Annotated in this window: 10 protein-coding genes; 3 read left to right on the plus strand and 7 right to left on the minus strand. The window is 40.4% G+C overall.

Features of this window, described 5'->3' with window-relative positions:
• Window positions 1-38 precede the first annotated feature (38 nt).
• Both pfkA and HW098_RS08080 read right to left on the minus strand, forming a co-directional pair.
• Window positions 39-1,046, minus strand: a complete 1,008-nt coding sequence (gene pfkA / locus HW098_RS08075; protein WP_000820871.1) for a 6-phosphofructokinase — start codon at window positions 1,044-1,046, stop codon at window positions 39-41.
• 82 nt (window positions 1,047-1,128) lie between these two features.
• Window positions 1,129-4,230 carry a DNA polymerase III subunit alpha gene (locus HW098_RS08080; protein WP_176139783.1) on the minus strand — a complete coding sequence of 1,034 codons (3,102 nt, stop codon included), beginning with the start codon at window positions 4,228-4,230 and terminating at the stop codon, window positions 1,129-1,131.
• 345 nt (window positions 4,231-4,575) lie between these two features.
• Between HW098_RS08080 and HW098_RS08085 the strand changes: the two genes are divergently transcribed.
• Together HW098_RS08085 and HW098_RS08090 are read left to right on the plus strand one after the other, a co-directional pair.
• Window positions 4,576-6,849, plus strand: coding sequence for a Xaa-Pro dipeptidyl-peptidase (locus HW098_RS08085; protein ID WP_176139784.1), 2,274 nt, complete (start codon window positions 4,576-4,578; stop codon window positions 6,847-6,849).
• Between the two features lie 16 nt (window positions 6,850-6,865).
• A complete protein-coding gene (locus HW098_RS08090) occupies window positions 6,866-7,336 on the plus strand; it encodes an arginine repressor (RefSeq protein WP_001043011.1) in 471 nt (156 codons plus the stop codon).
• A gap of 568 nt (window positions 7,337-7,904) precedes the next feature.
• Here the strand turns inward: HW098_RS08090 and HW098_RS08095 are convergent.
• The 5 genes from HW098_RS08095 to HW098_RS08115 form a co-directional block, all read right to left on the minus strand.
• Window positions 7,905-9,071, minus strand: coding sequence for an ATP-grasp domain-containing protein (locus HW098_RS08095; protein WP_176139785.1), 1,167 nt, complete (start codon window positions 9,069-9,071; stop codon window positions 7,905-7,907).
• A 12-nt stretch (window positions 9,072-9,083) separates the two neighbouring features.
• Window positions 9,084-9,824: an esterase family protein gene (locus tag HW098_RS08100; RefSeq protein ID WP_176139786.1), complete on the minus strand. Its 741-nt coding sequence runs from the start codon at window positions 9,822-9,824 to the stop codon at window positions 9,084-9,086.
• A gap of 21 nt (window positions 9,825-9,845) precedes the next feature.
• On the minus strand, window positions 9,846-10,670 hold the full coding sequence (locus HW098_RS08105; RefSeq protein ID WP_176139787.1) for an alpha/beta hydrolase: 825 nt from the start codon (window positions 10,668-10,670) through the stop codon (window positions 9,846-9,848).
• A 136-nt stretch (window positions 10,671-10,806) separates the two neighbouring features.
• The gene (gene thiI / locus HW098_RS08110; RefSeq protein WP_176139788.1) at window positions 10,807-12,021 is read right to left on the minus strand and encodes a tRNA uracil 4-sulfurtransferase ThiI; all 1,215 of its coding nucleotides are present in this window, start codon (window positions 12,019-12,021) and stop codon (window positions 10,807-10,809) included.
• Window positions 12,022-12,029: 8 nt separating this feature from the next.
• Window positions 12,030-13,172 carry a cysteine desulfurase family protein gene (locus tag HW098_RS08115; RefSeq protein WP_176139789.1) on the minus strand — a complete coding sequence of 381 codons (1,143 nt, stop codon included), beginning with the start codon at window positions 13,170-13,172 and terminating at the stop codon, window positions 12,030-12,032.
• Window positions 13,173-13,309: 137 nt separating this feature from the next.
• On the opposite strand from HW098_RS08115, the gene HW098_RS08120 reads away from it, so the two are divergent.
• Window positions 13,310-13,738, plus strand: coding sequence for a DUF6556 family protein (locus tag HW098_RS08120; RefSeq protein WP_176139790.1), 429 nt, complete (start codon window positions 13,310-13,312; stop codon window positions 13,736-13,738).
• Window position 13,739: the final 1 nt, after the last annotated feature.

Raw genomic sequence — 13,739 nt, forward strand, 5'->3', positions numbered from 1 at the left:
TATATATGACCTTTTGGTCTTATTAACTAAATTATGAATTATGACAAGCAATTGTTCAATTGTGACAGGTCAAGATCAGCTTTGTGTGGATTATTTACAATAATCTTACCGTCTGCTGCCAAACTAAACAATGCTCCTTCTTCTGCAGTACCAAGAATTGGATTTTCAACCATTTTTTCGTTACGAATACCTACCGCAACACCACCGATACCTTTTTTAAGAAGTTTAACGGCATGGGCACCCATACGTGACGCCAATACACGGTCACGCGCAGTTGGAGAACCACCACGTTGAATATGTCCAAGTTCTGTCACACGAAGATCGGTCGTATCTCCAGCTTCTTTTAGTTTTTGAGCAAATTCATCTGCTGACATAACACCCTCTGCCAAAACGATGATATTGTGTCTTTTACCACATTCATAGCCAGCTTTGATACTTGCTACGATATCTTCAATTTTGAAGTCTTCTTCAGGGATGATAATTTCATCAGCACCAGTTGCGATACCAGCCCAAAGAGCGATATCACCAGCGTTACGCCCCATAACTTCGATGACAAAAGTACGACGGTGACTTAATGATGTATCACGAATCTTATCGATAGCGTCCATAGCAGTCGTAACCGCTGTGTCAAAACCGATTGTGAAGTCAGTACCAACGATATCGTTATCAATTGTACCTGGAAGACCGATAGCTGGGAAACCATGCTCAGTCAAACGCATAGCACCGTGGTAAGATCCGTCACCACCGATAACAACTACACCTTCAATGCCGTGTTTTTTCAATTGCTCAATCCCTTTTAGTTGCCCTTCAAGTTGAGCGAACTCTGGATAACGAGCTGAGTGAAGGAAAGTACCACCACGAGAAATGATGTTTCCTACTGAAGCCGCATTCAAGGGATGAATTTCACCGGCAACCATACCAGCATATCCGTCATAGATACCAAACACTTCCATTCCTTCTGAAATTGCTTGACGAACAACTGCACGGATAGCAGCGTTCATACCAGGGGCGTCTCCACCACTAGTCAAAACAGCAATACGTTTCATATTGGTTTATGCTCCTTTTTCTTTTAACATTCTTCTTGATTATACCACATTTGATTTTAAAATTCTTCTATTTTCCGTATTTTTAGCGATAAATCGTTTTCATAACCATTTCATTCAATTTCGCTTCTAATTCATTGGATTTAGCTACAAAATGATGGGGAGAAACGATTGTTTTCTGTTCCTCTTCATACCTGATAATGACTGGGATTGAGCCTTTATACTGGTCTAAAATTCTCGAAATTTCTTGATCTGATTCATGATTTTTTACCTGTATCCAAAAGCGTTCAGCAACTGCTTCTCTTATTTCTTGTGCAATCATTTGCAGACGGCCATCACGTGACTGGATTTTTCCTTTTATATAGTAGAAGGCTCCCTCTTTTATTTCCTGCCCAACCTGTCGATATAAGTCTGAAAAGAGGGTAACATCCAATTTTTTCTTACTATCATCTACCTGTAAGAAAGCCATATTTTCGCCCTTTTTGGTACGAATTACTTTTATTTTCTGAACTTCAACCAAAATAATAGCGTAGCTATTTTCTGACAAATTTCCGATTGGGGTAATCGGGTAAATAGCTTTACTTGCAATAGCTTGCAGTGGATGTTTGCTGACACCTATCCCTAAAAGCTCTTGTTCCATATAGAATTTTTCTTGTTCCGTCCAATCTTCCGATTCTTGCCAGCTATATATCGTATCACCGAACAAGCTTCCTAACTCTTTCACAAATTCAAATAGATTAGCTATGTTATTAAATACTTTTTGACGATTTCTTTCAAATGAATCAAAAAGACCAACTTTTACCAAAGGTTCTAGCAGAGGAAGTTTCAGATAATTTTCAGGTAATTTAGCTATAAAATCTTCAATGTTAGAATAGGGTCTGTTTTCAAGAATCCATAGAGCTAAATCATTGCTGACTCCTTTAATCGATTTCAAACCTAGATAGATGGCCTTGTTGGCAATTTTATCGTGATAGGGAATGGTGTTGATGGACAGAGGCGCCACTTCAAAGCCTGCTTCAAGTGCATCTATTAAGTAATCACTGTTGGCAGAATTCAACATAACCTGATAAAAAATGGCTGGATAATGTGTCTTGAAATAAGCCAACTGGAAAGCCAAGGCTGAGTATGCATAGGCATGAGATCGGTTAAAACCATAACCTGCAAACTTCTCCATGACATCAAAGACCTGCTCTGCCTTTTCCGCAGTGTGTCCAGCTTCTAAGGAGCCTTGAATAAAGGAAGCCCTCATCTCATGCATGGCAGAAGCATCCTTTTTCCCCATAGCCCGACGCAAAATATCGGCTTTCCCAAGACTAAATCCAGCAAAACGCTGAGCAACCTGCATAACCTGCTCCTGATAGAGCATGATACCATAGGTTGGAGCCAAAATATCCTCCAGTACTGGATCCAGAACAGTCACTTCTTCCTGCCCATGCTTTCTTGCCACAAAATTATTGATGTAGTCACTAGCACCTGGTCGATTTAGGGAAGTAGTTGCTACGACATCTTCAAAACAAACTGGTTGGACACGCTTGAGCAAGCGAATGGCACCCGGTTGCTCAAATTGAAAGATACCTTTTGTATTTCCAGAGGCAAATAAAGCTAACGTTTCTTTGTCTTCCAAATCAATTTCTTCTATTTTCAGATGAATATCTTCTGTTTCAGCAAGCAATTCTTGCATTTTCTGGACAAAGGTCAAATTTCGTAGTCCCAGAAAATCCATCTTCAAAAGCCCACTAGCTTCAACTCCATGAGCATCATATTGAGTCAGTGGAATTTCGTCACCATGCTTTAGAGGGATGTAATTGGTCAAATCTTGGTCACTGATCACAACACCAGCCGCATGGACAGAGGTTTGTCTTGGGTAGCCCTCTATCTTGCAAGCAATTTCAAAGGCTTTTTGGTATTCTAACTTACTATTGATTTGCTGACGAAACTGGAGATTGCCCTCATAGGCCGACTTAAGATTGTCACGAAAACTGATTTTCTTAGTAATTGCAGATAATTCATACTCAGGAACACCAAAGCGTTTCAAGACATCTCGTAGAGCTTGCTTGGCTCCAAAGGTTGAAAAAGTAACGATTTGTGCCGCATGTTTACTGCCATATTTATTACCAACATACCTGATAAAATCTGGACGATAAATATCAGGAATATCAATATCAATATCAGGCATGGTATAGCGTTCACGATTGAGAAAGCGTTCAAAAATCAGGTTTTTCTCTACTGGGTCAATCCCTGTGATGTCCAAGGCATAGGAAACCAAACTACCAACAGCTGAACCCCGTCCCATGCCCATATAATAGCCATTCGAACGTCCAAAACGCAGCAAATCCCAGACAACCAAGAAATAATCATCAAAGCCCATATCATGAATAACAGCCAATTCTTGGTCTAGTCGATCTTGATATTCTTTACTAGACAATCCCTTCTGGGCAAGCCCAAGCTCAGCACGTTCTCTCAACTCTTCTACTGCTGGTCTAGCTGGGTTAAAACGAGGCAGTTTCAGACTCGTATCCAAATCATAAGAAATGCCTGAAATCAGCTTTTCTAAATTTTCCAAGGCTTGAGGAAAACGTTCTTGGAATAATTTCTCTAAAGAACTTGCTGATATAAAGACATCTTGTCGTGAACGCAAGGGAACTTCTCTGAGGGGTAGGTTTTCTTTTATCGCTGTTAAGACTTGAAGAACTTCTCTATCCTTACTTTCAAAGGCATTGACCCGATAAAGGGGTAAGATAGGATGATGAAATTCTCTTGTCAGTGTTTCTGGATAAACTCCAATATAATAATCACAGCCTAGTTCTAACGACTCCAGTCCATCAAAATAAGGCATAATGACCGCAATATCCTCCAGATACTGGGACAGGACTGACCAATTTTTCTCCCCCTGCATCTTGGCTGTTGAAAGCTTCATCAACTGCTGATAGCCCACACTAGATAGAGCTAAAAAGCGCAAATTCACTTCCCGCTCATCCACAAATACAGTCATTTCAAGCCCTAGTAAAGGATGAATACCGTATTTTTTTGTAATCTCTAGAAAGTCGAAAGCACCGTAAAGATTATCAATATCCATCATGGCCAGATGAGTGTAGCCGTATTCTTTAGCTGCTCTCACATACTTGTCAATCGAAATGACGCTCTCCATAAAACTATAGACTGTTTTTGTATCTAGTTGTGCGATCAATTTACACTTCTCCTCTATCCTTCTCACTATATTATACCATTTTCACCTATAAAAGGCTGCTCTTGAGAAACATTTCATCAGCTTACTAATTTACTTTTTATTCATTTGTATTTTTGTCATCATTTTTTATATTTATACCATATTATATATAAAACAGAAAACATATAATATAAATCTCCTAGAATTTTTATATTATACCTATTATATCTATTATTACACTGTTCTCTATATTAAGTTTAGCACTTTATTCATTTTTATTGGATTATTTCCTTTTACAGTTAACAATTCCCTTTCTGCTTTTTTTTTGATATAATAACCTTAACTATCATTCTATATGGAGGTTCTATGCGTTTTAATCAATATAGTTATATCACTTTCCCAAAAGAAAATATCTTATCTGAACTAAAAAAATATGGCTTTGATTTACAAAACACAGCCAATCCCAAGGAATTACTGGAAACTTTTTTACGTCGCTTTTTTTTCACTTATGAGAACACCGACTATCCACTCTCCTGCTTAGCTATAGATAAAGAAACTAACATATTAACTTTTTTCAAATCTGACAAAGACTTGACAGCAGATATTTTTTATACTGTCGCCTTTCAACTTTTAGGCTTTTCTTATTTGGTTGACTTCGAAGATAGTGAAGTTTTTCGTAAAGAGACTGGATTTCCTATTGTATACGATGACTTGATTGAAAATCTCTATCAGTTACTCAATACTCGCACCAAAAAGGGAAATACTCTTATCGACCAACTTGTTAGTGATGGTCTTATTCCTGAGGATAATAACTACCACTACTTTAACGGCAAGAGTTTGGCTACTTTTTCTAGCCATGATGTCATTCGTGAAGTCGTTTACGTTGAGTCTCGTGTCGATACCGACCAAAAAGGTCTACCAGACTTAGTCAAGGTTAGCATTATTCGTCCTCGTTTTGATGGAAAAATCCCTGCCATCATGACAGCCAGTCCCTATCATCAGGGAACAAATGACAAGGCAAGCGATAAGGCTCTCTACAAGATGGAGCGCGAGCTTGAGGTTAAACCTGCTCATAAGATTGAACTAGAGGAACCTCAACTCAATCTCGTCCAACCTCAAGGCCAAGCTGAGCTTGTGTCAGAAGCTGAGGAAAAGCTAAGTCACATCAACTCTAGCTATACACTCAACGACTACTTCCTCCCACGAGGTTTTGCCAATCTCTATGTTTCAGGTGTTGGTACCAGAGACTCTACTGGTTTCATGACTAACGGGGACTACCAGCAAATCGAGGCTTATAAAAATGTCATCGATTGGCTTAATGGCCGTTGCCGTGCCTTTACCGACCATACACGTCAGCGTCAAGTCAAGGCTGACTGGTCAAACGGAAAAGTAGCCACAACTGGACTTTCTTATCTGGGTACAATGTCCAATGGTCTTGCGACTACAGGAGTCGATGGTTTAGAGGTTATCATTGCTGAGGCTGGCATTTCTTCATGGTACAACTACTACCGTGAAAACGGTCTGGTGACTAGCCCAGGTGGCTATCCAGGTGAGGACTTTGACTCCCTTGCTGAGTTAACCTATTCTCGTAATCTCTTGGCTGGCGACTATATCCGTGGCAATGAAGCTCACCAAGCTGACTTAGAAAAAGTAAAAGCTCAGCTAGACCGAAAAACTGGGGACTACAATCAGTTTTGGCATGATCGTAACTATCTGCTCAATGCCCATAATGTAAAAGCAGAGGTTGTCTTTACCCACGGTTCTCAGGATTGGAATGTCAAACCACTTCATGTTTACCAGATGTTCCATGCTCTTCCTACTCATATAAATAATCATCTCTTTTTCCATAATGGGGCCCATGTTTATATGAACAATTGGCAATCAATTGACTTCCGTGAGTCCATGAATGTCTTATTGACTAAAAAATTACTGGGACAAGATACAGATTTTCAACTTCCTACTGTCATTTGGCAGGACAATACAGCCCCTCAGACTTGGTTATCACTTGATACCTTCGGTGAGCAAGAAAACTTTGAAACCTTCGCACTTGGTCAAGAAGAGCAAGTTATTCAAAACCAGTACCCAGATAAGGATTTTGAGCGCTATGGTAAAACCTACCAGACATTCAATACGGAACTCTATCAAGGAAAAGCCAATCAGATTACTATTGACCTTCCTGTGACCAAAGATCTTCACTTGAACGGTCGAGCTCAACTCAATCTTCGTATCAAATCCAGTACAAATAAGGGGCTCTTATCTGCCCAACTACTGGAACTTGGTCAAAAGAAATACCTACAACCTTATCCAGCTATTTTAAGTGCTAAAACCATTGATAATGGACGCTACCACATGTTGGAAAATCTCTGTGAATTGCCATTTAGACCAGATGCACAACGAGTCGTGACAAAAGGTTACCTCAATTTACAAAATAGAACTGATCTACTGTTAGTAGAGGATATTACTGCAGATGAATGGATGGATGTGCAATTTGAACTGCAACCTACTATTTACAAGTTAAAAGAAGGAGATACTCTTCGTTTAGTCCTCTATACGACTGACTTTGAAATCACCATACGTGACAATACCAACTACCACTTGACTGTTGATCTTGAACAGTCCACGCTTGCCATACCTTGCTAAAAGGAGTTACATTATTATGAATAAATCAGAACACCGCCACCAACTCATACGCGCTCTTGTCGCAAAAAACAAGATTCATACACAGGCTGAATTGCAGTCCCTTCTTGCTGAGAACGACATTCAAGTGACCCAGGCAACCCTCTCACGCGACATCAAAAATATGAACCTATCAAAAGTCCGCGAAGAAGATAACGCTTATTATGTTCTTAATAATGGTTCCATCTCAAAATGGGAAAAACGTTTGGAAAACTATATGGAAGATGCCCTCATCATGTTGCGACCTATTCAGCACCAAGTCCTACTCAAAACTCTTCCTGGTCTAGCACAATCGTTCGCTACAATTATTGATGCTCTTGATTTCCAATATATTATCGCAACCCTTTGTGGTGATGATGTTTGCCTTATCATCTGTGAAGATACAGATGCTGCTCAAAAGTGCTTTGAAGAACTGAAAAAATTCGCCCCACCATTTTTCTTTGAAGAATAATAAATGACTACAACTAACAATTATGCTTTAAAAAACCTGGTAGAAAGTCTTTAACATCAGAAAACGCATAGTATCAAGTGTTTAAAATCCTTGATACTATGCGTTTTGCTTTATCCTAGGAAGATTTATACTCTTCGAACATCTCTTCAATCCGCGTCAACATCGCCTTGCCGTAGGTATGGTTACTGACTTCGTCAGTTTCATCTACAACCTCAAAACAGTGTTTTGAGCTGACTTCGTCAGTCTTATCTACAACCTCAAAACAGTGTTTTAAGCAGCCTGCAGCTAGTTTGCTCTTTGATTTTCATTGAGTATTAATAGACTTGTTTAGTATCTTGAAAACTATATCGTATAGGTATCGTCATGGATCCTTTTAGCTGATTTACGGATACGAAAGCACAATACTATGACTCAATTGAAATATTAAAATTCAATTTCTGACCACCTAATCCTGCTTCAAATAGTTATCGAACAAGTTTTATGATAGCTACCTTGTTAGGATGCTCTTATTTTTTATCAGACAAAACAAAAGGATTAAGGGAGTGAATTTCCTTAATCCGATAGTCTCTTAAGCCTGACGCTGACCAAAGTCCTTAATCATCTGATCCATTTCTTGTCGACTAGGAGTTATCAGCATATAAAGGTAATCTCCTTGAAGTTCTGCGAAGGCCGCTGGCATGATTTTTTTAACCTTGAACTGCTGGATATATTTGTCAAGCAAATCCTCCTCAGAATAGACATAATGAGCATTTGCACGACGGGATGTAGCTAAACAATACTGCGGTTCAAAGTCTGACGCTGGGAACTCTTCTCCTGCTACAATAGCCGCATAGCCACGATAGAGGTCCAAGGAATGGGCAAAGTTATAAACATCAATGGTAAAACCACCTGCAGGGCGGTTATTGTACTCAATGGCGATGTAATCATCCCCTTCACGGAAGAACTCAATATGGAAGAACCGTTCTTTCATACCAAATTCTTTAACGATGGCCTCACCATATTTACGTAATTTGGGATCCATATCCTTGAGCACATAGTAGGAATTGTCCATCTTGTAAATCATGAGATCAAGCGGTGTGTAGGCGTAGTCAAAGGTTGTTGAAAAGACAATCTTACCATCCTTGTCCACTAGACCATCAAAGGTGCAAATTTCGCTAGAGGTGACAAATTTCTCAAAGAAATAAAGGGTTGAATGGTCCCATTCTTGCTTGAAGTGATTGATATCATCTTCTGTCTCGAGCTTAAAGGTTGCGGCTGCTCCCACTCCATTGTCAGGTTTGGCAATCATTGGAAGGCCGATTTCATTCACAGCTTGATCAACATCTGCTTCCGTCTTGATAACAGCTCCAGGTACCACAGGAACACCTGCTTTTTTGAAAAGTTTCTTCATTTCAGACTTATATTTCGTCTTTTTGAGATCCTCTGGTTTGGCACCAAAAACATTGAATTGCTCACGAAGACTTGCATCTAACTCAAGCCAGTATTCATTATGAGATTCAATGCGGTCAATTGGTCCATGTTTATAAAAGAGAAAAGCAACTGCACGTTTGACTTCATCTATATTTTCAAGATTGTCAACACGGAAATACTCGGTCAGGCTATTGCGTAAAGGTTCATCCAATTGCTCGTATGGTTCTTGACCAATTCCCAAGACTGTGATGCCTTTATTTGCTAGCTCAATAGTAAACTGTTGAAAGTTTTGTGGATAATAGGGAGAAATAACAAGGTAATTCATAGGTAACTCCTTTTATAGATAGAGATTGCCAAGGAAATAAGGCATTTGTTTGCGCCACCATTCCCAGTCGTGGGCGACATCGTGTCCCCATTCAGCAAACCAGGCTGGAATTTGTTTCTGGTCAAAGGCTTCTTTGAGCTTGTAAAAGGATGGTAAACCGTCTTGTTCCCAAGCTCCAAGACCCGTACACAGCACAATTTCTGCCTGACGGTAACGATCAATAAACCAGCCGTCATTCTGATTCCAGATATAATCTACTGGCGAGTTTTGGTAAATAGCATCGTCATTGTAGTAATCGCCGACAAAGAAACGTGCGTCGTAAACACCACTGAGAGCAATCACTTTGGTAAAGACATCTGGATGCTGGAGGAAGAAATTGAGTGCATGATAGGCTCCCATAGAGCAACCTGTCGTCATCATGCCATCAAACCAACCTGTCTTGTGCTTGATAAAAGGAATGGCCTCCTCAATCACATAGCGTTCGTAGGTACGGTGCATCTCTGCTTGGTCGTGACCGTTTTTCCAAGTGGCCAACCAGCTCTCACTGTCTACACTGGAGAGGGTAAAGAACTGGACACGGCCTTCCTCGATAAAGGAAGCACAGGCATCAATCATGCCAAAATCATAGTATTCATTGTGACTACCACCTGATGAAGCAAAGACCACAACTGGAATACCAGCATGTCCATAACGATTGAGGTACATTTCACGGTTGAGATGGCCACTCCAGTGGCTAAGATGTTCAATATGCATTTCGTTTTTTCCTTTCTTAACTTACCATTTTTCTGCAAAAAATCTCAGACAATCGGGTAGATTTTCTGACCAAGGAATTTCACTATGGATGGCACCAGACTGAACTTTCAGCACAAGATTATCCAGATGCACTCCCCCTGCTATCAAATCATGGTAATAGCGAAGCGACGAGTTGATATAGGCTTGTTTGATATTGCCAGCCATCAAGGTCTTATCTGTATCATCCGCTTCTTCCGTTCCCACATAGATAAAGATACGCTGGTCAGGCGATAGTTGCTGACGCTCGATATAGCGGTTAAAGGCTTCTTGGTGGAGCCAGTTTGCAGATGAAAAGACGCCCAGGCAACCAATTTGGTCTTGGTATTCCAAACCGATAAACTGGGTAATATTGCCTCCTAGCGAAGACCCAATCATAGCCGTATGCTGGCGGTCTGCTTTTGTACGATAGGTTTCATCGATAAAAGGCTTGACCACCTCCATGACAAACTCAGCATACTCCACACCCTTACCGCCAAACTGCTGCCCTGGGATAGGAGATTCTTGGAACTTCCATGCCGCATACTCATTCATCCGCCCCATGCCATCATTGTCAATAGCAACTACAATCATGCGACTGATATCGGGATTTCGTTTGATGGCTGGGATAATCTTCCATGAGTGACCAATGAAGGATTCTTTGCTATAAAAAACATTTTGCCCGTCATGAAAGTATACAACAGGATAGGAGCGGTCCGTGTCTTTCTCATAATCTTTAGGTAGAAGAACACGCACACGGCGCTCCTTACCTGTATAAGGAACCTTAAGTTTGTGTTCTTTCATTTTTAGATAAAAGTAGGATTGATTCATTGTCAGAAAACTCTCTATATTCAAAATTTTATCTCATTATATCATAAAAATAGAAAAAAAGTCAGTTTTTTTACCTGTTTTTAGAGAAAAAACTAACTTTCTTTCCTGATTTTCGCTATTCTTTTGTGTTTTCTGATTAGAGCAGATTGTCAATCAAGTCATCGACTTCATCTTTTTCAGCTTGAGGTGTGATTTCACTAATCATGATTCCAGCCACTGCTCGCTCAACCAAACCTTCAACATCCATACGCGCTTCGTACTGCTCTGCATTCTTAATCTTAGGATTGGTCTTAGGACGATCTGGCGCAAAAATCGTACAGCAATCCTCAAACGGTTGGATTGAAATGTCAAAGGTATCAATTTCTTGTGCAATATCGATGATTTCCAACTTATCCATGGTCACAACTGGACGGATGATGGGAGTGTTGGTAACAGCATTGATAGCCTGCATACTTTCAAGGGTTTGGCTGGCTACTTGACCTAGACTTTCCCCATTGATGATAACCAAACCATTTCGTACCTCACGAATACGGTCGGTAATCCGCATCATAAAGCGACGAGTTAGAGTCATCAAGTAAGCTTCTGGCGCTTTGGCCTTGATTTCCTCTTGAATCTCAGTGAAAGGCACTTCGATAAACTGGATATTTCCCCCAAACTTGGTCAATTTACGGGTCAAGTCCTGCGCTTTCTTGAGGGCACCGGGACTAGTATATGGTGGACTAGCAAAGTGAACAGCCTCGATGTCTACCCCACGCTTAAGCGCTAGATAACCTGCTACAGGTGAATCAATCCCTCCTGACAACATAAGCATCCCTTTACCTGAAGTTCCAACTGGCAAACCACCAGCCCCACGAATAGTTTCATAAGAAAGGTAGGCTGCCTCTTCTCGAATCTCCACCTGAAGATTGATGTCAGGACTTTTCATTTGAGCTTGCACATTTGGAATGGCTTCGAATACAGCCCCTCCAAGCGTTTGGTTGAGTTCACGACTGTCAAGTTCAAAGTTGTGGTCGCTTCGTTTACTAGAGATTTTAAAAGTCATGCCTTCCTTGTATATGTCCTGCATAATCTCTTGGACAGTAGACTTCAAAACTTCTACAGATTTTTCAACCTTATAAACAGGGGAAAAGTTTTGAATCCCAAATACTTGTTTGAGTGATTCTGCAACTGCTGTGTAATCTGCTCCATTGAGGTAAGCGTGGGCACGGTCACGATTTGCCGTTACCTTAACTTGGGGATAGATGGACAAAACGTCCGAAATATTATTGCGAAGTTTATTGATGAAACGCATACGGTTTTTGCCCTTGGTTGACAGCTCACCGTAGCGAATCATAATTTCTGAATACTGCATGAATGCTCCTATCTTACTTTTCTAGTTTGATTGTAAATCAATTTTAACTTGGTCAAAAATTGCTCGACCTGACTCATATCATTTTCAAGGTCTAGACTAAGACGCACAGCTGACTGGGCCTTATCCTTGTCCACTCCCATGGCAATCAAGGTACCTGCAGGTTTCCCTGCCTTGGACGAACAAGCAGAGGTCGTTGAGATGAAAATATCATAGTCTTCAAAAGCGTGAACGATGACTTCACCACGAACACTCTTGATTCCAAAAGTCAGGATATGAGGGGCAAAGTCTTCCTCATCTGAAAATACAAAAATATCTGGATAGTCCAGAAGTGCTTGGCGAATAACTGCCTTCATCTGCCCAGTCTTGCTTGTAAAGAAATCTAGCTTTTCCATAGACAAACGGAGAGCCTTGGCTGTCGCTGCAATTCCTGCCACATTTTCAGTTGTCGAACGGTAATCACGTTCCTGACCACCACCTGTTAAAAGAGGCGTAATCTTCTTGCCAGACTTGATATAGACAAAGCCAACACCACGAACTCCGTGGAACTTGTGACCAGAGAAAGTCGCGAAATCCACTCGTTCTGTCAAATACTTTTCAGTCGGAATCTTGGCAAGTGCCTGAACCGCATCAACATGGAAGGAAATAGTCGGCTTATCTGCCAATAGTTTTGAAATAGCCTCAATGGGCTGAACAGAGCCAATTTCATTGTTTACTGCCATGATAGAGATGAGGGTCGTATTAGGTCTTATCAAAGCTCCTAGAGCCTCAACATCCACAAATCCTTTCTCATTAACTGGAGCAAAATCCACTTCAAAACCTTGAGATTTCAACCAGAGGGCTGATTCCTTAACTGCTGGATGTTCAATGGCTGAAACAATGATGTGCTTGCCAAACTGGGCTTTTTCAAAGGCCACACCCTTGATAACCCAGTTATCTCCTTCTGTCCCACCAGAAGTAAAGAAGATTTCCTCACTTTTCTTGCCAATCAAATCTGCAATTTGCTGACGGGAAGCATCTACGATTCGTGTTGCCTGATCTCCCAAACGATGGAGACTAGATGGATTTCCTAAAATTTTTGAAGCCACCTGCATATAAGTTTCAAGTGCTTCAGGATAGGGCTTGGTCGTCGCCGAATTATCAAAGTAAATCATGTTTCTCACGCTTTCTAAAATCACTCCTTCTATTGTATCATGAAACGGAGCTTGCGACAAGAAAGGGCAATTCCTCTTTTTTTAAGATTTTTTTAAAGAAATGCGGTATAATAAATTTTAATCAAAGGAGAGAATGTATGTCTAATTATCGTAGAACTTCAAAACCAAAAACAGAACACATCAAAAAAGGCTTTACAGTCTTTCAAAAAACCGTTGCTACTATCGGTAGTATCCTCGGCTTGATTACTGCGACTATCACGATCATGAATGCCTTGGATAATAACAAAAATACTAAAAAAGAAAACACAACAACACAGACGACAACAATTGTCAAAGAAATTCAAAAGGAATCCCCTCAGGACAATACTAGTCCCAATAAGGAAACTAACACTACCCAAGAAAAAACACAGCAAGAGGAAACGCCAAAATCCAGCGTCAAGGAAGAGAAAAAAGAAGAGCAGAAAACAGCAACTCAGGATTCTTCTACTCCTGCTTCAAGTAAACTTGCTACTGAAAACGAAAAACAGTCCAATGCGCCAACTTCAGAAAATAAAAGTAATCAATAGC

This window comes from Streptococcus sp. 1453, from assembly GCF_013276955.1.
In the GTDB taxonomy this organism is placed as follows: domain Bacteria; phylum Bacillota; class Bacilli; order Lactobacillales; family Streptococcaceae; genus Streptococcus.